Genomic DNA, 20548 nt, shown 5'->3' on the forward strand with positions numbered 1-20548 from the left:
ATTTACATAGAAGAATTGAATACTTTAAATTGAGAGGGGTACTTAAATGAGTCAAGAAAAGCAAGTCTTCTCGATAGATTTAGCTGGTCGCCAGCTAACAGTTGAAACTGGTCAGCTTGCCAAACAAGCGAACGGAGCAGTATTAGTAAGATATGGCGATACAGCGGTTCTATCTACAGCAACTGCATCAAAAGAAGCTAAAAATGTAGATTTTTTCCCACTTACAGTAAACTATGAAGAGCGTTTATATGCAGTCGGAAAAATTCCTGGCGGTTTTATTAAGCGTGAAGGTCGTCCAAGTGAAAAAGCAATTTTGGCAAGTCGTTTAATCGACCGTCCAATTCGTCCACTATTCGCAGATGGTTTCCGTAACGAAGTACAAGTTGTCAGCATTGTAATGAGTGTTGATCAAGATTGTTCTTCTGAAATGGCAGCTATGCTTGGTTCTTCATTAGCGTTATCGATTTCAGATATTCCATTTGAAGGTCCAATCGCTGGTGCGACAGTTGGTCGTATTAATGGCGAATTCGTTATTAATCCAACAGTAGAACAGCAAGAACAAAGTGATATCCACTTAGTTGTAGCTGGTACGAAAGATGCGATTAACATGGTTGAAGCAGGAGCAGATCAAGTACCTGAAGAAACAATGTTAGAAGCAATTATGTTTGGTCATGACGAAATTAAACGTTTAATTGCATTCCAAGAAGAGATTGTACAAGCTGTAGGTAAAGAGAAATCAGAAGTGAAACTTTATGAAGTTGACGCTGATCTTAATCAAGCTGTACGTGAAATGGCTGAGAAGGATATGCATTCTGCAATTCAAGTACATGAGAAACATGCACGTGAAGATGCAATTAACGAAGTGAAAAAGCGTGTAATTGAGCATTACGAAGCTGAGGAAGCTGACGCTGATACATTAGGACAAGTAAATGAGATTTTATATAAAATTGTAAAAGAAGAAGTACGTCGTCTTATTACAGTTGAAAAAATTCGCCCAGATGGCCGTAAAGGTGACGAAATCCGTCCTTTAGCATCAGAGGTTGGTATTTTATCTCGTACACACGGTTCTGGTTTATTCACACGTGGACAAACACAAGCATTAAGTATTTGTACATTAGGTGCATTAGGCGATGTGCAAATTTTAGATGGTCTTGGTGTAGAAGAATCAAAACGCTTTATGCACCATTACAATTTCCCATCATTTAGTGTTGGTGAAACAAGACCGATGCGTGGACCAGGTCGTCGTGAAATTGGTCACGGTGCACTAGGAGAGCGCGCACTTGAGCCTGTAATTCCATCTGAAAAAGATTTCCCATACACAGTACGCCTTGTATCTGAAGTATTAGAATCAAATGGTTCTACTTCACAAGCAAGTATTTGTGGTAGTACTTTAGCAATGATGGATGCGGGTGTTCCACTTAAAGCTCCAGTTGCAGGTATTGCAATGGGTCTGGTTAAATCTGGTGAGCATTACACAATTTTATCTGATATTCAAGGTATGGAAGATCATTTAGGTGATATGGACTTTAAAGTAGCAGGTACAGCACAAGGTGTAACTGCGCTGCAAATGGACATTAAAATCGATGGTTTATCACGTGAGATTTTAGAAGAGGCATTACAACAAGCGAAAATTGGTCGTGTGCACATTCTAAATCATATGTTATCTGTTATTGCAGAGCCACGTACTGAATTATCAGCTTACGCTCCAAAGATTATTACAATGACAATTAACCCAGATAAAATCCGTGACGTTATTGGACCAAGCGGTAAACAAATCAATAAAATTATTGAAGAAACTGGCGTTAAAATTGACATCGAGCAAGATGGTACAGTATTCATTTCATCAATAAATCAAGAAATGAACGACAAAGCTAAGAAGATTATCGAAGATATCGTTCGCGAAGTACAAGTAGGTGAGATCTACGAAGGAAAAGTGAAACGTGTTGAGAAATTTGGTGCTTTCGTTGAATTATTCAGCGGTAAAGATGGATTAGTTCATATTTCTGAACTTGCACTTGAGCGTGTAGGTAAAGTAGAAGACGTTGTGAAAATCGGTGATGTAATTACAGTTAAAGTTATCGAGATTGACAAGCAAGGTCGCGTAAATCTATCTAGAAAAGTATTGCTAAAAGAAGAGCAAGAAAAAGAAGCTGCTAAAGAAGAAAACAAACAAGAGCAGCAATAAGTAAAAGCCAGTTAAACTGGCTTTTTTTGTTATGTAAAAAACATGATGTTCATATATTTTTATGTCGGTATAGGTATAGTTTTCATTATAACGCTCAAATTAACAAAGATAAGAAGAAAATGTTTTTATATAGTTAATTTGGGAGGGTTTATATGAAAGTTCGTATATTGGCATACATATGTATATTTTCTTTATATGTCAGTTTAGGCTCTTATTCTGTTTTTGCACAAGATAACTTGCATGAAGAAATTCAAAAGCATGCAAAACAGTATGAGATTGCACCTCAAAATGCGATGATTGATAAAATATGGAAGGCAACACCTGGATATAATGGAAGACAAGTGGATATTGAAGCATCGTATAATAATATGAAGAAGCTAAAGGAATTTGATCAAAAATATCTTGAATTCAAAGAAGTCTCACCGAGTGTTCATTTGGAAGATTTATCACCAGCTCCAATTTATAGAGGGCATCCAAATAAAAAGATGGTAGGATTAACAATAAATGTGGCATGGGGAAATGAGTATTTGCCTCGCATATTAGAAATCTTGAAAAAGCATGATGTGAAGGCCACTTTCTTTTTAGAAGGACGTTGGGTGAAAGAAAATTTGCGGTTTGCAAAAATGATTGTCGATGCAAAACAAGAAGTTGGAAATCACTCATACACACACCCTAATATGAAAACGTTATCGTCAGATGAAATACGAGATCAGTTACAAAAAACAAATCGAATGATAGAAGTAGCAACGAATCAAAAAGTAAGATGGTTTGCTCCGCCGAGTGGAAGCTTTCGAGATGAAGTCGTAAAGATTGCAGATGATTTTCAAATGGGAACGATTATGTGGACTGTAGATACGATCGATTGGAAGCGACCTGAGCCGGATGTACTATTGCAGAGAGTAATGAGAAAAATACATCCAGGTGCTATCATATTAATGCATCCTACTTCGTCTACAGCAGAGGCTTTAGAAACAATGATTATAAAATTGAAGGAACAAAGATATAAAGTGGGGAATATAACTGAATTACTGGATGAAAAACGTGTGGATTAAATACATTTGCATGACATTCATCCTTAAACTTGTTATCATTAAATAATAGCGTTTTATTTAGAGAAACTGGCAGTAGGAGGAAAGTTTTTGATTAAAAAATATACTTGTAAAAATGGTGTAAGAATAGTTATGGAGAATATACCAACTGTAAGATCGGTTGCAATTGGTATTTGGATCCATGCGGGATCAAGAAATGAAAATGAAAAAAATAATGGGATTTCTCACTTTTTAGAGCATATGTTCTTTAAAGGGACAGAAACACGTAGTGCACGAGAGATTGCAGAATCATTTGATAGCATTGGTGGTCAAGTGAATGCATTTACTTCAAAAGAATATACTTGTTACTATGCAAAAGTATTAGATGAGCATGCTAAATATGCTTTAGATGTTTTAGCAGATATGTTCTTTAATTCAACATTTGATGAGGAAGAACTGAAAAAAGAGAAGAATGTCGTATGTGAAGAAATTAAAATGTACGAAGATGCGCCAGATGATATTGTGCATGATATGTTAACGAAAGCAACATATGAAACGCATCCACTTGGATATCCTATTTTAGGAACAGAAGAAACGCTTAATACGTTTACAGGTGATACGTTACGTCAATATATAAAAGATCATTACACACCTGAAAATGTAGTTGTATCAGTTGCAGGAAATATTGATGAAGCATTTTTACAAACAGTGGAGCAATATTTCGGTAGTTATGAAGGAACAACAAACCGTGAACAAGTACATAGCCCAATTTTCCATTTCAATAAGGTAGCCCGTAAAAAGGAAACGGAACAAGCTCATTTATGTCTAGGATATAAAGGCTTACAAATGGGACACGAAGATATTTATAACTTAATTGTATTAAATAATGTTTTAGGCGGTAGCATGAGTAGCCGTTTATTCCAAGAAGTACGTGAGCAACGTGGATTAGCTTACTCGGTATTTTCTTACCACTCTTCTTATGAAGATACAGGTATGTTAACACTTTACGGTGGAACAGGTAGCCAACAATTAGATACACTGTATGAAACAATGCAAGAAACATTAGAGACATTGAAAAATACAGGTATTACAGAAAAAGAGCTTATGAATAGTAAAGAGCAATTAAAAGGAAACTTAATGTTAAGTTTAGAAAGTACAAATAGCCGTATGAGTCGTAACGGTAAAAATGAATTGCTGCTTCGTAAACATCGTTCACTTGATGAGATTATTGAAAGTGTAAACACTGTAACAAAAGAAAATGTGGACGGATTAATTCGCAACATGTTTACTGATGAATTCTCTGCGGCACTTATTAGTCCAGACGGAAAACTTCCAAAAGGAATAAAACTATAATCGATTTTTATGATGTATCTGATAATAACCTTCTCTCTTTTTAAATGAGAGAAGGTTATTTTTTTTATACATATAGAATAGGTACTAATTATAGACAATGCAAATGAAAAATTCAGTAGGGGAGTGGAGTATGTATGCGATTAAGTGAATTAAGTGGTAAAGAGGTTGTAGATATAGAAAAAGCGGAAAAAATGGGAGTCTTAGGTTATATGGATTTAGAGATTAATGAGAAAGACGGACAAATACAAACACTTATAATACCTGTAGGGAAGTGGGGAGGTTTTAAAAAGGAACCACAAGAAGTAAGGGTGGCATGGAATCAAATAAAGAAAGTCGGACATGATATGCTTCTTTGTGATAGTATAGATCGTTCAAGTTCGGAGTGAAGGATGGCCATTTTGGTCATCTTTTTTTGTATCTACATAGAAACCTGATAAATCATATGTGCATTTGGATTTTCAATCACCATAAACTCGTACATTACATATGATGTGGAGGAAAAAGAAAAAGTAGGCACTTTTCTTATAAATGACAGAAAAAGAAGGTGAATTAGGGAATGTTGACTGAGATGCATATTGCTGTCATAGGAGGAGATGCAAGGCAGCTAGAAGTAATTCGTAAGCTAGTTGAATTGGACGCGAAACTTTCTTTGATAGGGTTTGATCAGTTAGATCATGGTTTCACAGGGGCAGCAAAAGAAAGTATACAAAATTTAGATTTCACTTCTGTAGACGCAATCATTTTGCCGGTTGCAGGTACAAATGCTAAAGGAGAAGTAGATACTATTTTTTCAAATGAAAAAGTTTCAATAACGAAAGAACAAATTGAAAATACACCAGAACACTTTACTATATATTCGGGTATTGGTACACCTTACTTGGAAAATCTCGTATCTACTACGAACCGAAAACTTGTTAAATTATTTGATCGTGATGATGTGGCAATATACAATTCTATTCCAACTGTAGAAGGTACATTAATGATGGTAATTCAACATACCGACTATACAATTCATGGGTCCAATGTAATGGTTCTAGGATTTGGTAGAACAGGAATGAGTGTTGCGAGAGCATTTCAATCATTAGGAGCCCATGTCAAAGTTGGAGCAAGACGATCTGAACATATTGCACGTATTACAGAAATGATGTTTTCTCCTTTTCATATGCAAGACATAGAGAAAGAAGTAGGGAATATCGATATTGTAATCAATACAATTCCGCACCTCGTTGTAACAGCGAATGTTATTGCAAAAATGCCAGCTCATACGTTAGTGATTGATTTAGCTTCTAAACCAGGTGGTACTGACTTTAGATATGCGGAAAAAAGAGGAGTCAAAGCGTTGCTAGCACCTGGATTACCAGGTATTGTTGCTCCCAAAACGGCTGGGCAAATTTTAGCAAATGTTCTTTCTCAGTTATTAGCAGCAGATGCAATTGCAAAGGAGGAGGAAAAGAAATGAGTTTGAAGGGGAAACGAATTGGTTTCGGATTTACGGGTTCACATTGTACGTATGAGGAAGTTATGCCGCACTTAGAAAAATTAATTGCTGAAGGGGCAGAAGTACGTCCCGTTGTTTCATACACTGTTCAATCAACAAATACTAGATTTGGAGAAGGAGCAGAGTGGATTAAGAAGATTGAAGAAATAACAGGTTTTAAAGCAATTAATTCAATTGTTGGAGCAGAGCCACTTGGACCTAAAATTCCATTAGACTGCATGGTAATCGCTCCTTTAACAGGAAATTCTATGAGTAAATTTGCAAATGCAATGACAGATTCTCCAGTACTAATGGCAGCAAAAGCGACGCTAAGAAATGGGAAGCCTGTCGTATTGGCAGTTTCGACGAATGATGCTTTAGGATTAAATGGGGTAAATCTAATTACACCAACAAGGTGACGACAAAGCATAAACGCTTATATGTCGCCATCTTGAGGGAGCTTAGGGTAAAGCACAAGTTCGAAATCATCGAGCCTTTGCCACTTTTCCTTTTTATAAACAGCCTTTTCTAAAACCGACTTTAGGAGGCTGTTTTTCTTTTTGGGATCATCTGTTTTAAAGTACAGATCAAGAACATGCTCCACTTGAGGTATTGTATCTTTCTTGACTTTTTCCTTCTTAATTTCGGTTTTAATTTCTTTCTTTAAGTTTTCCATAGTGGAAGTAATTTCGGTTATACGGTCAGAAACTACATTCGAGCGTTCTAAAAACATATCGACGGTGTAAACACCACGTTCTAATAAATCATGTAAATTACTTTTTTGTTTTTGGACATCCACTAATTCTTTCTCAAGCTTTCGTAATGCAGCTTCATTCATTTGAATAACTTGTGTTTCTTTTAACTTGTCATCTTGCTTATGTTTTTCAAAATCAGCTTTATAATTGATGTACCATTCTTTTAATGCCTCGAGTAAACGCTTCTCAATTAATTCAGTATAGCTTGATTTGTTTTCACAACCACGGTGCTTACAATCCATCGTTTCTTTTCGGTTCTTCGGATAACGTTGGACCATGCTATAACCACATTTACTACATTTAATAATGCCAGCTAGAGGATTTTTAATTCCGTTCGTATTGTAAGGAACGTGATATCTTGAGTTTAATTTTTCTTGTACTTGTTCAAATAAACTTTCCGGTATGATTGGCTCATGTTTGCCATCAGCAATAATCCAATCTGATTTATCTTGACGAGCACAACTTCTTTTTACGGCATCAGGCTGTTTTACTTCTTTTCGTTTTTGCCACGTTACTTTTCCGATGTACACATTATTTTTTAATATATCCAAGATGCTGTAGGGGTTCCATTCATTACCTAGCTTACTTTTGTAGCCAAGATCATTTAATTTGCTTCGGATTGCGTTAGCGCCCATATCCTCGTTTGCATACCAATCGAATATCATTCTTACAACAGAAGCTTCTTCTGAATTAATTGTTAAAGTACGTTCTCGCTTATTTAAACGGTGGATATCATAACCATAAGGTGCATGGGTACCGAGGTAATTACCAGCCTCCACGCTTGCTATACGGCCGCGTTGCATACGACGCGTAATAATCTTTAACTCCTTACGAGCCATAAACGCTTCAAATTCGCTGTATTCTTCATCCCACTCATCATTAAGGTCATAAGTCTTCCTAGGTGTCATAATCTTCGTATTCGAGCGTTTAAACGTCTCTAAAATGATTCCTTGTTCTTTCATACCACCACGACCTAAACGGTCCATATCCATACAAAGAACAACATCATATTTGTTATCTTCAATTTCTTCAAGCAATGCTAACATCTCCGGTCGTTTCACTAAACTCTCACCAGAAACAATTTCCTCACGGACAGCTAAAACATTTAAGTTCATTTCCTTGGCAATTTTCAGCAGGGTAGAGCGGTGCTTTGCTAAAGTTTCGCCTTCACCGCGTGCTTCGGCTTCGAGATCAGCGCGGGACTTACGTAGGTAGATTGCGGTTTTCATCGTTAGACCTCCCTGTTAATATCTAATATACGAAAAATGGGCAGATGAAGAAGTAAAAAGAAAGCTCCTGAAAAGGAGCTATAATAAATTTATTTTGAATTTATATTTACATTGATATCTATGCGTGCATTTGTTTCGGTGTTGGTACTTTCATTACTTTGTTGATTTGAATTTACATTTAGACTTATATTTTTTTCGATAATTTGATCGGTTGGTATATCAATTTTTTTATACTTTAAATAAACTTCAGAAGAAAAATCGCATACATAGAATGTTTCTTCTGAAGTTGCAGAAGTTTCATAAAGAACAGTTCGATCTTCATCAATAATATATGCATGGATAAGCTCGAGTTTGCTGAATTCCTCTGCATCTATAGTAGTTACGATATACTTACTCTGAGGTGTGTTTCTAGTCTTATAAAGGGATTTCATTAGAATTAGACTATATAATAAAACCAGTGGAATTATAATGAATAATGCCGACCAAGATTTATATGTTGTTACAATTAGTAATGAAGGTATGTACCAAAGTAGGCTAAGTATTATATTTACTAGGCCTATTCTCTTAACCAGAGTGTATTTTTCTGTAGGAATTGTTTTTCTACTGGCATAATAAACAGTGAACATAAACATTATGGTTGAAAGGATTACAAGGATACTTACCCAACCAGTCATAGCATTAACAGTAGATTTAGATAAGGAAATAAATTGCGAAATGGTAATCAATGGATAAAGATAAAAAGCAAAAAATATCAATAAGGCCTCCATTATAAATTTAAAATCATTTTGTTTTTCTCGTTCAGCTTTACTTATAAAAAGTTTATCAAATTCATTTGTAGTCCTATATTTAAGGACAAATTGATATATAACCACAAGAAAAGTAAGGGTAGCGGCTAATCCTCCTAACCCTTTGAGTACATTGGATATATCACTCATAAAAATCATAACTCCTTTTAATAATTTAATATAACGTTTACTGCTGTAAAGAATCAGTAATAAACGTTATATATTATTGGACAGTAACAAATTTCGTAAAGAACGCTTTACGTTTTGCTTTATTATATACGTATGGATCATTAAATTTCTTGACCCAAGATTTATCTTCAACTTTTAAATCCTCAATTTTAAATTCTAAGTGTGAATTTAATGATTTTCTATCTAAGTTGATATTGTATGTTTTTCCTTCAAATGGAAGAGTCATTTTTACAGCATTCAAATCTGGAAATTGTCTTAGTAATCTCGCAGGTTCGCTTACAAACATTTTTTCAATAGCATCCCCTGTTGAAAAATATTGTTTATATTGTTCTTCAGTAACGTTGCTATCTGGTTTTGCTGATTTATAAGATGCAAATGAATCATGGAATGTAATTTCAGCATCTTTATTATTAAGTTTCATATCCTTAATAAAATTTCCACCTCTAATGTTTTGGGCATAGGAAGTAAATTCTTTTTGCTTTTCTTCAGCTTTTTTTTGTTCCTCAGCTAATTTCTTCTCTTCAGCTTTTTGTTTCTCCTCAGCCTCTTTTTGTTCTTTAGCTTTTTGTTTCTCTTCGGTTTTTAGCTTTTCTTCAGCTTCTTTTTGCTCTTTAGCTTTTTGTTTCTCTTCGGCTTTTAGCTTTTCTTCAGCTTCTTTTTGCTCTTTAGCTTTTTGTTCCTCTTCGGCTTTTAACTTTTCTTCAGCTTCTTTTTGTTCTTTAGTTTTTTGTTTCTCTTCAGCTTTTAGCTTTTCTTCAGCCTCTTTTTGCTCTTTATCCTTTTGCTTTTCTTCGGCTTTTAACTTTTCTTCAGCTTTTTGTTTAGCGAGAATTTCTTGTTTTTCCTGTGGTGTCATGTTCATGTTAACTACAATTAATGAAATAATAGATAAAATAAAAGCTATTCCTGTAAACTTAAAATATTTCTTAGTGTTTGGTTTCTTTTTTAAACGAAATACCAAAGATGTGATTAATAAAATAAACGTGGCCAGCATTGCTATTGCAAATAGAAATGAGAAAAATATTTTCATTTATGTAGCTCCTAACTTATAAAGTTGTATTTAAAATTCATATTAATAGCTTTTTAAACGAGCAAAACTTTCTGGAATTCCATAGATTTCAGCTATTTCTTGAATTGATAGATTTGTATCTTGATATTCAGAAATCATTTCATCAGGTAATAAGAGTTCGACTGCAAATGTATTTGCTTCGATCTCTAATCGATCTACAGAAAAAAAGGTTTTATTTCGTAAAAATGGAGTATTAGCTTTTGGGTGTAATAGGGCATGTCCTAGTTCGTGGGCACACACAAAGCGTTGTATAGTTTCATCAATCCTATTATTAATATGAATGAATTTAAAGCGTTTATAAGTGTTGTAAAAACCAAGAGTATTCCCTAGGTCTTCAAACAACACTATAATATCTTTTCGTTTAGCGATTTCAAAGGGGTTTGTTGTGCCGTGTTTTTTTACGATTTTCATTACGTAGTCTTTAATTTTCATTTCTCGCTCCGTTCAATCTTTTTTGTACTTGTTTGGAGTGAATTTTTGTTTTGCTAATTGTTTTGCCATGCGCATAGAGTTTTCTAGAGAAATACGAATCATTTCTTTTGTGTGTTCGTCTATTGGTTCGCCGTCAAACATTAAAGCATCTTCGCTATTTTCTAATTCTTCTAATGTTTTTTCTAAATCACGTGCAATGTCGCGTTCTTCCTTTTTAGAAAGTTTGTTAGATCTACCCAATAATTCGTCTGTAGATATTTCATATAAATCAGCTAATTTTCCTAATGTTGTTGTATCGGGATCACGATAGTCGCGCTCATAATTTGAAAGGACAGTATTTGTAATACCGATTTTTTCGGCGACAAACTTTTGAGACCATTTGCGTCTTTCTCTTTCTTTTTTTAATCTATAGCCTAAAGTCATAGTTTATCCTTCCATTCTTCCATTTGTCTTTTCGTTAATTATTTTAACAATATTTCACGTTATGTGAAACTTTATTCACTAAAAGTTAAAAAACTCATTGACTTTCACGTTACGTGGAATTATTATTGATACATAAGGTTCACGTTACGTGGAATGAGGTGGTGTTAAATGGAGATTAATCAAAAGATACGGGAATTAAGAATTTCTAAGGGTATTTCACAAGTATTTATGGCAAAAGAACTTAGTATTTCTGTATCAGCTTATAACATGAAAGAAGCAGGGAAACGTTCGTTTAAAGCACAAGAATTAAAGTGTGTTGCAAAGGCACTAAATGAACATCCATCAATTTTTTTTGAATAGATATTACACGTAAAGTGGAATTTGTTATGAAACTTGTGTAAAAGTAGGTGAGAAAATGCCAACAACTAACATGGCAGTACCAACAGAACGGTCGCATAAACATATAAAAAGCACTTCAAGAGGTGACACCATGAGCCAACAAGAAGAATATGCGGCGACTTATGAATTTGGAAAAACGAAAGTCCATGTTGTGGCTCCTGAGCCAAAATCGCAAAAGGATATTGATAAAATCCGTCAAGCATATTACAAGGCTGGTTGGGCCATCATCAAAGAAATACAAGTAAAAGAAAATGTTGAGGAATAGTTCCTCTCTTTTTATACGAAAAGTAGACAAGTTACATATGTACTAAGTTCATTGTAACCATTTGAAAACTAAATATGGAGGCGAACAGATATGGGAACAAGCATATACTGCAATTCAGCAATAGGAGAATTATTACAGAATGCTAGAGAATGTTGTGACAATGTTCAGCTGAAAACGAAGAAAGGGCTATCTAAGTACCTTGGTATTACACATGAAAGATTAACCCGTATTGAATCTGGACTTTCTAAACCAGAATTTGAGCTTGCGATGGATTGGTGCCATGCAACAGGAGCAAAATTGAATCAACAAGCGATCAAACATATTTATGGTGTTGGATTGCCGCCTACAGATCCACGATTAACTCAGGATGTAAATCTACAATTGATGAACTACATTAAGCAAGCTGAAGAGGGAATTGCGGCAGCGAAAGAAATTATGAATCTACAAGTTACAACTAGATCATGGAAGCATGATGAAAAAAAGAAACATGAATACGCAGTTCATGCAAAAGAAATTTTCGATACAATCCAAGCTACTCAATGTGTAGTACAAGCTCTTGAACAAGTTCATTTTGGCATTATGGAACAAATACAAAGAAGTTGGTTGCAAAAGGCGATGGCGGAGAACGTTATTATTCAATCGGTCGATAGCTTAATGAATTTAACAAAGGTGCTGTAAAGGAGGAAGAAAAATGACGGTAGATTATAAGAAACCTAGTTTAAAAGAATATAAGGAACTAATTCGATATGATGCAAAACTAACTGGTGAAATAAAAATAGCAGAATTACTTAATGAGGATTCAAAAACAGTTGAGTTAAAGCAAGAGAAGAAATTGTTGGGGATTCGAATCAAAATTATAGAAGCGTCATTCATTTTGAAACATAAATGGGCAAATAAAAAAGCTACCGCCTAGACAACAGTAGCTCTGAAAAATATCGTAAAGCAATTATAACATTATATAAATCATTTGGACAAGCCACTGTGCTTGTCGTTATGACCAGAAAGGGATTTTTCCTCCCATACCTCTACAATGTTCCTTTCTGGTTGTAACGATGCGTACAGCATTAATTTAATTAGAAAGGGGATGTAATTTATGAATGATAAAAACAATCGTCTTCATGATCTAGTTCTTCCAGGAGATTTCTCATTCGCTAATAAACTTCGTAACTGTATGAGTGAATGTATTCATAACATGTTTAATGCAGAATCAACTGAAGAATCAAATCACTGGGAAGAAGAGCTGGAGCGATGTATAAGGGAATTTAAAATGCTGCGTGATACAAAAGAGGAACATGAGGTATCGATGAGTTATCGTGTAGTGATTAAAGATTTAAGAGCAAGAGGAGTTAACGCTTCGTTAGTAACACGTAGAAAATAAAAAGATCTATCACTTGGTAGAGTGATAGACAAACGGTCTTGCAAAGATCTTAGGATTAATTATATCAAATTAGCATTCGTATAACAACGGAGTGTGCTACATGCTTTTAGACAAATCATTACATAGAGTGTTGCTGAACCCTAAAGTGTTTCAACAAGCCACATCAGAGCAACACCTAATTTACTTAGCAAAACAATATCTCAAAATAGGATACAAGAATTATCGCTTATTACGTGTAGAGGACGGATTCGCGATATGTAAACGGGAGGATGAATAATATGGCAGTTTATAGACCAGTACATGTTTCATTTTGGCAGGATTCATTTGTTTTAGATCTTACACCGGAGGAGAAGTATTTCTACTTATATTTGATGACAAACAGTAAGACGTCTCAATCAGGAATCTATGAGCTTCCACTTCGTATCATTGAAACTGATACAGGATATAACCGTGAAACTGTTATGAAGTTATTAGAACGTTTTGCTGAATACGGAAAAATTAATTACAACCATAAAACAAAAGAGTTGTTCTTAATCAACTGGTTGAAATTCAATCCAATTAAAAATGTAAACATTGAAAAATGCGTTTTAAAAGAGATTCAATCTGTGAAAGACCAGGATTTTTTAGTTGATTTCTATGAAACTTGTTTGCAATTAGAACGAGAACAAGATTTTAAAATCCCTCGTATTAAGGAGTATTTATCAGTCCGTTTGGAGGGGCTTATAAGAGGCTTCCAAGACCCTAGCAAGGAAGAAGAAAAAGAAAAAGAAGAAGAAAAAGAACAACAACAAGAAGAACGCGCAGGCGCGGAAGAAGTTGTTGAGGTTAATCCAATTTCTTTTTACGAACAAAACTTCGGACTGATTACACCTTTTATTGCAGATGGTATTCATGCATGGATAGATGATTTAAATGCAGAGCTAGTTATTAAGGCTATGGAGATTGCTTTAGAGAAGAATACGAGAAACATGTCTTACGTAAATACGATTTTAAGAGATTGGCATCTTAAAGGATTTAAAACAGTAACTGATGTTGAGGCAGCTGATAAAGCATTTCGTGCTCAGCGATTAACAAAAGCTCAGCAACAGACACAAGCACCTTATCAACAAAAAGGCTTATCGGAATCTACTAAAAACGTAATACAGCAGCAACAAGCATGGGAGCAGAACATTCCAACAGAAGAAGAACTTGCAGTACTTAACCAACAGAATGCGTGGTTGGCCAAATGAGTAACGATATGATTCGCAATGTAGAAGCTGAACAAAGTGTTTTAGGTAGCATTATCCAAGAAGGCGATTTAATTAAAGATTGTCAGCTAAAGGTAAAACAGTTTTCTTTACCAACACACCAAGTAATTTTCAAGGCAATGAGAGAATTAGAGGATGCTGAGATTCCGATAGATCTTGTTGCTCTCATTGGAAAATTCGATGAAAGCTTTATGCATCAAATTGGCGGAATTGAATTCTTTGTAAACTTAACAGAAGTTGTTACGACTACTAAAAATTTCTCGTATCACGAAGGCTTAGTTATCGAAGCATGGAAAATGAGACATGCTCAAGAGGTTGCTGGTAATTTATATAACCGCCTTCAGCAAGATAGGGATATGAGTGCTATTAGTACATCAATTGATGAATTAACCGCCATTGAAGAAACGGGTTACTCAGATGAATTTAACTTGAAAGATACGCTTGTTGATTTGTATAAGAACATGCAAATTGATGTAGGGGATTTAACCGGTATACCAACTGGTTATGATGACCTGAACAGAATGACAGCAGGGTTACAAGAAGGTGATTTAATTATTGTTGGGGCTCGACCTTCAATGGGGAAAACAGCATTCGTATTAAACGTTGCTTTTCATGCAGCAAGCGCTCATACAGCAACAGGAATCTTCTCGCTCGAGATGGGAGAAGAGCAGCTACTAAAGAGAATGATCTCAAGTACTGGAAATATAGATGCTACGAAGTTAAAGAATCCTAAGAAGCTATGTAATTTAAAGGATTGGGAAAAGATTAGTCAAGCGATGGGATTAATTAATGATTTGCCATTAGAAATTTATGATAAAGCAAATATCACGATGCAAGAGATTTATGCAAAGGCTAGGAAATTAAATCGTAAGTACCCTGATAAAAAGGTTTTAATTGCAATTGATTATTTGCAGCTTATTGTAGGGGATCCAAAGCATAGAGGGAACCGTATGCAAGAAATCGGTGAGATTAGTCGTAAGTTAAAACTGATGGCAAGAGAACTAAACGTATGTGTGGTTGCATTATCCCAATTAAGCCGTGCTGTAGAAAGTCGGCAAGATAAGAGACCATTGCTATCAGATTTACGTGAAAATGGTCAAATTGAGCAAGATGCCGATTTAATCGCATTCTTATACCGCGAAGATTACTATGATCGTGAAACGGAAAATAAAAACATAACGGAAATTATTTTAGCGAAACAGAGAAACGGTCCAGTTGGTGTTGTTGAACTAGCATTTATTAAAGAATTTAGTAAGTTTGTAAATTTAGAGAGAAAGTTTAATCATCAGCAGGAGGCTTAATCATGTTGTTACGTCAGGAAGTAGAACGTAGAAAACTAATAATCATTCGTAAATTATTGGGTTTAGGATTAGCTGAAATTAACGGACAAACATTAGATCAACTAACGTTAGCGCAGCTTGAAGGAATTTTAATTGCAAGCTTGCAGGTATTGGAGGGGAAAAACAGTGCCAAAGCAATTAACAATTTTTGACGTGGAACCAGTTGTATCATTTGATCCTAAGGAAGCTCATATTCACCGTTTGAATTCAAAATTACGGTATGCAGATGTGGTTGTGCAAATACCACGCCAAGCCAAAGCGATTGATGAATTAAAACCAACGACAGCACCTGATGAGCGGTATGAGTTGTTTGAAGATTACGTAATAGGGATTTGGCGTTACAAACGAGCGGAGGATAAGCAATTTGTATGGGAAAAAGCAGAAGAAATGTGTAAGCGAGCACGGGATGAGAAAAAGCCGATTCCAATTCGGCTCCATCTATCACTGGAACAATCATTTGTTCCGGAGAATGTTGTGCGATATTTGTAGGCAAACAAAAAGTCGAGATTGCTCCCGACATAATTATTCGACAAAGTAATTATAACATAATTGGGAGTGGTCGTGGTGGCATTAATTAATGAAAATATTGCTAAGATGAAAGCTGAAATTTCTTTAGAAGAAAATATGATATACGTTGTAAAAGATGGGCAGGTTTATCCAATTGAACCACCAACATCTGGTCATGGTGAACAATCATTCTTATATAAAAGCGGAAAAGTAACTCGTGTGGATGAGCGGAAAACACAATTAATATAATAGAATTTAATTTTTGGGTAAAGACCGAAATAAAAATTACTAATCCTATCCAAAACGAATGAATATTGGATAGGATTAGGGTTATAGAGTATTTTATTTATGGATGCAGTTGGAAGTGTCGAGATGAATTAGCTAGCTAAAATTTTATTCTTTATTACCCTGAGCACTTCCAAAGAATAATTGAAGAGCCTCCAGTGTAGACCATCCAAATACGTTACATAGTCCAGTGATAAAATAAAAATATTCAGTGATATTTGAAAGGCTAACAGTTGTAGAGTTAAAATCTTTATTAAAGAAGTAGTTGTCCCTATCAGAGAAAACTAATCCATTTTGCACAAGCTTTTCATAAAAATAGGGGGTATCAAAAAAAAGTACATCCTTTTGAACATTATTTAATTCAAAGGCAATAATTAGTTCATTATTTGTAGGGTTTAAGCTTCGTATTGTTCTAGAATAGACGCTCAAGCATCCTATTAATGCTCCTATGAATGTTAGGCCATTGATAAAGCGAAAATCATCAAACACTTCATTATCTTTATAATCCATGGGATGGGTCAATATGTTAGCAATACATTCTTTGGATTCTACATAAGGAATAGGGAGATGAAACCTAGCTGAGCCATCAAAAAATTGTTCCCAAGCGACGGTATTGTGATAATGATCGAGTGTTTTGGAATTCCTAAATATTATTGAATTATGAGAGAAAGAAGCTTTTTCAAAGGGCATTGATAATGATACAGAACCAGAATCTGCATCTTGTGTTAATGGATAATTTTGTGAAGTCTTAGAGATATCTATTGCTAGATTAATAAATTGTTCTGCTTCAGTCAAAGGAGCATCTGATTCAAAGTTATCTAAAAGATCAAAACTAAATCGAGGAATTAAATAAATACTACACATTCCTCCATTGTTATCCAAGCCTATATTGCTAAAGGATGTGTTTGAAATTGATATTTCATTTTTGCAAAAATCTTTAATTGTTTTCTTATTAATTTCAGATTTACCATACAGTCTATCTAAATAATAACGATCATCTATTTCCGTGATAGGTGAAGAACCGCTTCCAACTCTTCGATAAATTTTTCCTTTAGAAATATAAGGAGGATTGTCTCCTTCTGGTATGAAAATAACGAATACACCTATATTTGGATCCTCAGCAGGTGATAAGAATCTTGTGATAATATGTGGTACAGGGCTAGTGTTTGATTTTAATACATTATTAATAGTTAATTCATATTCTTGTCGTTCTATACAACTTATTTCCATATTATCTTCATCAATTCCGATGAAAAACCATCCTCCCCGTTCATTTGCAAAGGAAGTAATGAAGTTAGGGAGTTTGTTTTTAATTGAATTACTAAATTCTCTTTTAAATTCAATGTATGGCCCTTCTTCAATACCCTTATCTTGGAGTTGTTTCAAGTCGGAAAATTCAATTTCGAATATTGTCTTTGGATTCCCATGTTCATCAGTAAAAGGTGAGTATGTATTTGTAATCATAAGTTCTAAATCCTCCCATATTGAATTTGAATGTTATAAAAAGTATAGATATATTGTATCATTTGAAGATAGTATTGGAAAATCGGTATAATATTAGTCGGAAGTAATGTATTAGTGTCCTACTGGAAGAACCAGCGGACATCGAACTATAAGAGCATTAGTGATATTGCTCTGTAGTTTGGTGTCCGCTTTCTTGTTTTTATTAATAAAATATATAAGGGGTGTTTTTATATATGACGCAATTAACTTTCTTACCTAAAATTGATCGCAAAGCAACGCAGATTCGTGTAGAAGAGATTCTTGAAAACGTTCGTATTTATAGACAATTTGGGATGATTAGACATGAGATGAAGGTTACAACATCTAGCGAGGTAAGATATCACGGTCCGACAAATATAGTAGGGAAGCCAGCTGAAGATATTGCTTTAGCAAATGTTGCTATGAGTGAAAGAGAAGTGAAACTACAACGTTTGTCTTTTCAAATTGATAAGGCATTAAGTCGTTTTAGTAAAACTCAAAGGGATATTATTGTAAAACGATATTTAGAAGGTGAAGAAGTATTTGATTACATGGTTTATAACGAAATTGGCATGAGTGAGCGTACGTATAGAAGAAATAAATCTAATGCTTTTTATAAATTAGCTTTTGCTCTTAGATTAGAAGTATACGAGGCAGAAGAAACTGGAGGTAATGAATAATGAATTTTGTTCAACCTATTCGCAATCCAGAGCAGATACAACAAATTAAGGAATACCTGAAAGAAAAGAATGAACGAAATTACATCTTGTTTGTAATGGGAATTAATACAGGCCTACGTATAAGTGACATTCTAAAATTGAGGGTTGGAGATTTAAAGGGAAGTCACATTTCCATGCGTGAAATGAAAACAGGTAAACAGAAACGTATCCAAATTACTGCAGCTTTGAGAAGAGAGTTGAAATGGTACATTGAAGATATGGAAGAGAATGAATATCTAATTAAGAGCAGACAAGGGAAGAATCGACCGATAGGAAGAAGTATGGCATATAAAATACTTAGTACCACAGCAGCTGAGTTTGGATTAGACGAGATTGGAACGCATACATTACGTAAGACATTTGGCTATCATATGTACATGCAGACAAAGAATATAGCCTTGCTAATGGAGATATTCAATCATTCAAGCGAGCGGGTAACATTACGATATATAGGAGTAAACCAGGATGCAATGGATAAAGCAATGACTAGATTTAAAATCTAATTATTGCTTTATCCTTTTTTATTTGATGTTTATTGAGTTAAGCATTTGGAATATTATTAAGCATAAAAAAAGCATTCCTTAGTTATTTTTTAAAATACAGCTTTTTTGAAGTGGATAGAATCACCTATAATTCTTAATATAGTTATTTGTTGGGAAAAATATAAAATTAACATTGAAAAAACTATATATACAGTTGTATAATAAACTGTTGTAAAAAATTGAAGGGAATTACAAAAAATGAAAAAACAAATTGCGGCAATTACTCTAGCAACTACTCTTGGATTGAGTCTTCAACCAATTATAGGTGCAGCAGAAACAAATCAAAATGTACAAGCAACACAACAAAATGGTTGGATTGAAGATGGAAACGGCACATGGTTTTTCTATGATCATGGTGTAAAGAAAACAGGCTGGGTATTAAGTAATGATAAATGGTATTACTTAGACGGTAATGCAGGCGGCGCCATGAAAACTGGTTGGTACCAAGAAGGCGAGAAGTGGTTCTATTTAGATCCATCTGCAGAGGGTCCAAAGGGTGCAAAAAAAGTTGGATGGGTTCAAGTATATGGAAAATGGTATTATCTAGATCCAACAACAGATGGCTCTATGAAAACCGGTTGGGTTCAAGTACATGAAAGATGGTTCTACTTAGATGGTAATGACGGTGGAGCTATGAAAACAGGTTGGACTCAAGTAAATGGAAGATGGTTCTACTTAGATGCAGAGGGAGCTATGAAAACAGGCTGGGTATTAAGTAATGATAAATGGTATTACTTAGATGCAGAAGGAGTTATGAAGACTGGTTGGTACCAAGAAGGAGAGAAATGGTTCTATTTGGATCCATCTGCAGAAGGTGCAAAAAAAGTTGGATGGGCTGAAGTGAATGGAAAATGGTATTATCTAGATCCAACAACAGATGGCTCTATGAAAACCGGTTGGGTTCAAGTAAATGGAAAATGGTATTACTTAGATGGTAATAAAGGCGGCATGATGGTAACCGGACAAGTAGTTATTGATGGGAAGACCTATGATTTTGCTAATGATGGACAATGGATTGAAAGTAACTATCAGATGCCTATAAAAAATCCAAATGTAAGCTCAGGGTACGGACCTCGTGGGAACAAGCAACATAAAGGTATTGATTTTGCAGCGCCAGCAGGTACACCGATTCTGGCCGCTAAATCTGGAACTGTAGAATTTTCAGCCTTTGGTACACAAGGTTCATTTGGTGGATATGGAAATGTTGTAGTACTTAAACATGCAGATGGACATTACACTTTATATGCCCATATGAGTCAAAGAATAGCTCAAAAAGGAGAATATGTTCAACAAGGTCAAGAAATAGGTAAGGTAGGACAGACAGGAGACGCTACGGGGAACCATCTGCATTTTGAATTAAAAACTGCATATCAATTTGGTCAAATCAATCCAGCACCATACTTGCCATTTAAATAGAATTTGAGAGTTAATATTTAAGAGTCTTATATATAAGTTAATG

General features: G+C 34.8%; 24 protein-coding genes and 1 pseudogene. 19 read left to right on the plus strand and 6 right to left on the minus strand.

Going from position 1 to position 20548, the window contains the following annotated elements:
• Positions 1-46: 46 nt before the first annotated feature.
• The 6 genes and pseudogenes from pnp to dpaB all read left to right on the plus strand — a co-directional run.
• Positions 47-2185, plus strand: a complete 2139-nt coding sequence (pnp, locus tag AC1Q8M_RS20110) for a polyribonucleotide nucleotidyltransferase (protein ID WP_000076745.1) — start codon at positions 47-49, stop codon at positions 2183-2185.
• Positions 2186-2337: 152 nt separating this feature from the next.
• Complete coding sequence (locus AC1Q8M_RS20115; protein WP_000868221.1) at positions 2338-3237, plus strand: polysaccharide deacetylase family protein; 900 nt, start codon at positions 2338-2340, stop codon at positions 3235-3237.
• A gap of 87 nt (positions 3238-3324) precedes the next feature.
• Complete coding sequence (locus AC1Q8M_RS20120) at positions 3325-4566, plus strand: M16 family metallopeptidase (protein ID WP_000593001.1); 1242 nt, start codon at positions 3325-3327, stop codon at positions 4564-4566.
• Positions 4567-4700: 134 nt separating this feature from the next.
• Complete coding sequence (locus AC1Q8M_RS20125; protein WP_098361302.1) at positions 4701-4952, plus strand: YlmC/YmxH family sporulation protein; 252 nt, start codon at positions 4701-4703, stop codon at positions 4950-4952.
• 170 nt (positions 4953-5122) lie between these two features.
• Positions 5123-6025 (plus strand): dipicolinic acid synthetase subunit A, encoded by a 903-nt coding sequence (gene dpaA, locus AC1Q8M_RS20130; protein WP_000954735.1) that lies wholly within the window; start codon positions 5123-5125, stop codon positions 6023-6025.
• Positions 6022-6447 (plus strand): annotated as a pseudogene (dpaB, locus tag AC1Q8M_RS20135) (dipicolinate synthase subunit B); the annotation flags it as partial. The gene dpaA and the pseudogene dpaB, both read left to right, overlap by 4 nt.
• A gap of 32 nt (positions 6448-6479) precedes the next feature.
• On the opposite strand, the gene AC1Q8M_RS20140 reads toward dpaB, so the two are convergent.
• The 5 genes from AC1Q8M_RS20140 to AC1Q8M_RS20160 all read right to left on the minus strand — a co-directional run bounded on the left by AC1Q8M_RS20140 (position 6480) and on the right by AC1Q8M_RS20160 (position 10925).
• A complete protein-coding gene (locus AC1Q8M_RS20140) occupies positions 6480-8027 on the minus strand; it encodes a recombinase family protein (RefSeq protein WP_242294614.1) in 1548 nt (515 codons plus the stop codon).
• A gap of 89 nt (positions 8028-8116) precedes the next feature.
• Positions 8117-8962, minus strand: coding sequence for a hypothetical protein (locus AC1Q8M_RS20145; protein ID WP_098058438.1), 846 nt, complete (start codon positions 8960-8962; stop codon positions 8117-8119).
• A gap of 73 nt (positions 8963-9035) precedes the next feature.
• Entirely contained in the window at positions 9036-10031 is a 996-nt protein-coding gene (locus AC1Q8M_RS20150; RefSeq protein ID WP_492334171.1) for a hypothetical protein, read from the minus strand.
• 42 nt (positions 10032-10073) lie between these two features.
• Complete coding sequence (locus AC1Q8M_RS20155) at positions 10074-10502, minus strand: ImmA/IrrE family metallo-endopeptidase (protein WP_492334172.1); 429 nt, start codon at positions 10500-10502, stop codon at positions 10074-10076.
• A 12-nt stretch (positions 10503-10514) separates the two neighbouring features.
• The gene (locus AC1Q8M_RS20160) at positions 10515-10925 is read right to left on the minus strand and encodes a helix-turn-helix domain-containing protein (protein ID WP_000172329.1); all 411 of its coding nucleotides are present in this window, start codon (positions 10923-10925) and stop codon (positions 10515-10517) included.
• Positions 10926-11093: 168 nt separating this feature from the next.
• Here AC1Q8M_RS20160 and AC1Q8M_RS20165 point away from each other — a divergent pair, with 168 nt between their 5' ends.
• From AC1Q8M_RS20165 to AC1Q8M_RS20210, 10 genes are all read left to right on the plus strand, one after another.
• On the plus strand, positions 11094-11285 hold the full coding sequence (locus AC1Q8M_RS20165; protein ID WP_097826050.1) for a helix-turn-helix domain-containing protein: 192 nt from the start codon (positions 11094-11096) through the stop codon (positions 11283-11285).
• Between the two features lie 55 nt (positions 11286-11340).
• Entirely contained in the window at positions 11341-11589 is a 249-nt protein-coding gene (locus AC1Q8M_RS20170) for a hypothetical protein (protein WP_097879685.1), read from the plus strand.
• A 90-nt stretch (positions 11590-11679) separates the two neighbouring features.
• Entirely contained in the window at positions 11680-12267 is a 588-nt protein-coding gene (locus AC1Q8M_RS20175) for a hypothetical protein (protein WP_000537277.1), read from the plus strand.
• Positions 12268-12280: 13 nt separating this feature from the next.
• Entirely contained in the window at positions 12281-12502 is a 222-nt protein-coding gene (locus AC1Q8M_RS20180; protein WP_000215311.1) for a hypothetical protein, read from the plus strand.
• A 180-nt stretch (positions 12503-12682) separates the two neighbouring features.
• Positions 12683-12967, plus strand: coding sequence for a hypothetical protein (locus AC1Q8M_RS20185; RefSeq protein ID WP_088311735.1), 285 nt, complete (start codon positions 12683-12685; stop codon positions 12965-12967).
• 278 nt (positions 12968-13245) lie between these two features.
• Positions 13246-14196, plus strand: coding sequence for a DnaD domain-containing protein (locus tag AC1Q8M_RS20190; protein ID WP_277472508.1), 951 nt, complete (start codon positions 13246-13248; stop codon positions 14194-14196).
• On the plus strand, positions 14193-15515 hold the full coding sequence (gene dnaB, locus AC1Q8M_RS20195) for a replicative DNA helicase (protein WP_277472509.1): 1323 nt from the start codon (positions 14193-14195) through the stop codon (positions 15513-15515). The genes AC1Q8M_RS20190 and dnaB overlap by 4 nt, the downstream gene beginning before the upstream one ends.
• A 2-nt stretch (positions 15516-15517) precedes the next feature.
• Positions 15518-15706 (plus strand): hypothetical protein, encoded by a 189-nt coding sequence (locus AC1Q8M_RS20200; protein ID WP_277472511.1) that lies wholly within the window; start codon positions 15518-15520, stop codon positions 15704-15706.
• On the plus strand, positions 15681-16043 hold the full coding sequence (locus tag AC1Q8M_RS20205; protein ID WP_492334173.1) for a cell division protein SepF: 363 nt from the start codon (positions 15681-15683) through the stop codon (positions 16041-16043). Before AC1Q8M_RS20200 ends, AC1Q8M_RS20205 begins: the two co-directional genes overlap by 26 nt.
• Before the next feature lie 75 nt (positions 16044-16118).
• Positions 16119-16310, plus strand: coding sequence for a DUF3954 domain-containing protein (locus tag AC1Q8M_RS20210; protein ID WP_277472514.1), 192 nt, complete (start codon positions 16119-16121; stop codon positions 16308-16310).
• 144 nt (positions 16311-16454) lie between these two features.
• Here AC1Q8M_RS20210 and AC1Q8M_RS20215 read toward each other — a convergent pair whose 3' ends face one another.
• A complete protein-coding gene (locus AC1Q8M_RS20215) occupies positions 16455-17810 on the minus strand; it encodes an AlbA family DNA-binding domain-containing protein (RefSeq protein WP_277472515.1) in 1356 nt (451 codons plus the stop codon).
• Positions 17811-18043: 233 nt separating this feature from the next.
• Between AC1Q8M_RS20215 and AC1Q8M_RS20220 the strand changes: the two genes are divergently transcribed.
• From AC1Q8M_RS20220 to AC1Q8M_RS20230, 3 genes are all read left to right on the plus strand, one after another.
• Positions 18044-18508, plus strand: a complete 465-nt coding sequence (locus tag AC1Q8M_RS20220; protein ID WP_277472517.1) for an ArpU family phage packaging/lysis transcriptional regulator — start codon at positions 18044-18046, stop codon at positions 18506-18508.
• A complete protein-coding gene (locus tag AC1Q8M_RS20225) occupies positions 18508-19050 on the plus strand; it encodes a site-specific integrase (RefSeq protein ID WP_098534077.1) in 543 nt (180 codons plus the stop codon). Before AC1Q8M_RS20220 ends, AC1Q8M_RS20225 begins: the two co-directional genes overlap by 1 nt.
• Positions 19051-19287: 237 nt before the next feature.
• Positions 19288-20505 (plus strand): M23 family metallopeptidase, encoded by a 1218-nt coding sequence (locus AC1Q8M_RS20230; protein ID WP_492334174.1) that lies wholly within the window; start codon positions 19288-19290, stop codon positions 20503-20505.
• The last annotated feature ends 43 nt before the right edge of the window (positions 20506-20548 follow it).

It is taken from the genome of Bacillus sp. GW823-FHT06A10 (assembly GCF_058795375.1).

Coding starts and splice junctions, on each gene's coding strand:
- pnp (WP_000076745.1), top strand. CDS start 47: ATGAGTCAAGAAAAGCAAGTCTTCTCGATAGATTTAGCTGGTCGCCAG.
- AC1Q8M_RS20115 (WP_000868221.1), top strand. CDS start 2,338: ATGAAAGTTCGTATATTGGCATACATATGTATATTTTCTTTATATGTC.
- AC1Q8M_RS20125 (WP_098361302.1), top strand. CDS start 4,701: ATGCGATTAAGTGAATTAAGTGGTAAAGAGGTTGTAGATATAGAAAAA.
- dpaA (WP_000954735.1), top strand. CDS start 5,123: ATGTTGACTGAGATGCATATTGCTGTCATAGGAGGAGATGCAAGGCAG.
- AC1Q8M_RS20140 (WP_242294614.1), bottom strand. CDS start 8,027: ATGAAAACCGCAATCTACCTACGTAAGTCCCGCGCTGATCTCGAAGCC.
- AC1Q8M_RS20145 (WP_098058438.1), bottom strand. CDS start 8,962: ATGAGTGATATATCCAATGTACTCAAAGGGTTAGGAGGATTAGCCGCT.
- AC1Q8M_RS20150 (WP_492334171.1), bottom strand. CDS start 10,031: ATGAAAATATTTTTCTCATTTCTATTTGCAATAGCAATGCTGGCCACG.
- AC1Q8M_RS20155 (WP_492334172.1), bottom strand. CDS start 10,502: ATGAAAATTAAAGACTACGTAATGAAAATCGTAAAAAAACACGGCACA.
- AC1Q8M_RS20160 (WP_000172329.1), bottom strand. CDS start 10,925: ATGACTTTAGGCTATAGATTAAAAAAAGAAAGAGAAAGACGCAAATGG.
- AC1Q8M_RS20165 (WP_097826050.1), top strand. CDS start 11,094: ATGGAGATTAATCAAAAGATACGGGAATTAAGAATTTCTAAGGGTATT.
- AC1Q8M_RS20170 (WP_097879685.1), top strand. CDS start 11,341: ATGCCAACAACTAACATGGCAGTACCAACAGAACGGTCGCATAAACAT.
- AC1Q8M_RS20175 (WP_000537277.1), top strand. CDS start 11,680: ATGGGAACAAGCATATACTGCAATTCAGCAATAGGAGAATTATTACAG.
- AC1Q8M_RS20180 (WP_000215311.1), top strand. CDS start 12,281: ATGACGGTAGATTATAAGAAACCTAGTTTAAAAGAATATAAGGAACTA.
- AC1Q8M_RS20185 (WP_088311735.1), top strand. CDS start 12,683: ATGAATGATAAAAACAATCGTCTTCATGATCTAGTTCTTCCAGGAGAT.
- AC1Q8M_RS20190 (WP_277472508.1), top strand. CDS start 13,246: ATGGCAGTTTATAGACCAGTACATGTTTCATTTTGGCAGGATTCATTT.
- dnaB (WP_277472509.1), top strand. CDS start 14,193: ATGAGTAACGATATGATTCGCAATGTAGAAGCTGAACAAAGTGTTTTA.
- AC1Q8M_RS20200 (WP_277472511.1), top strand. CDS start 15,518: ATGTTGTTACGTCAGGAAGTAGAACGTAGAAAACTAATAATCATTCGT.
- AC1Q8M_RS20215 (WP_277472515.1), bottom strand. CDS start 17,810: ATGATTACAAATACATACTCACCTTTTACTGATGAACATGGGAATCCA.
- AC1Q8M_RS20220 (WP_277472517.1), top strand. CDS start 18,044: ATGACGCAATTAACTTTCTTACCTAAAATTGATCGCAAAGCAACGCAG.
- AC1Q8M_RS20225 (WP_098534077.1), top strand. CDS start 18,508: ATGAATTTTGTTCAACCTATTCGCAATCCAGAGCAGATACAACAAATT.
- AC1Q8M_RS20230 (WP_492334174.1), top strand. CDS start 19,288: ATGAAAAAACAAATTGCGGCAATTACTCTAGCAACTACTCTTGGATTG.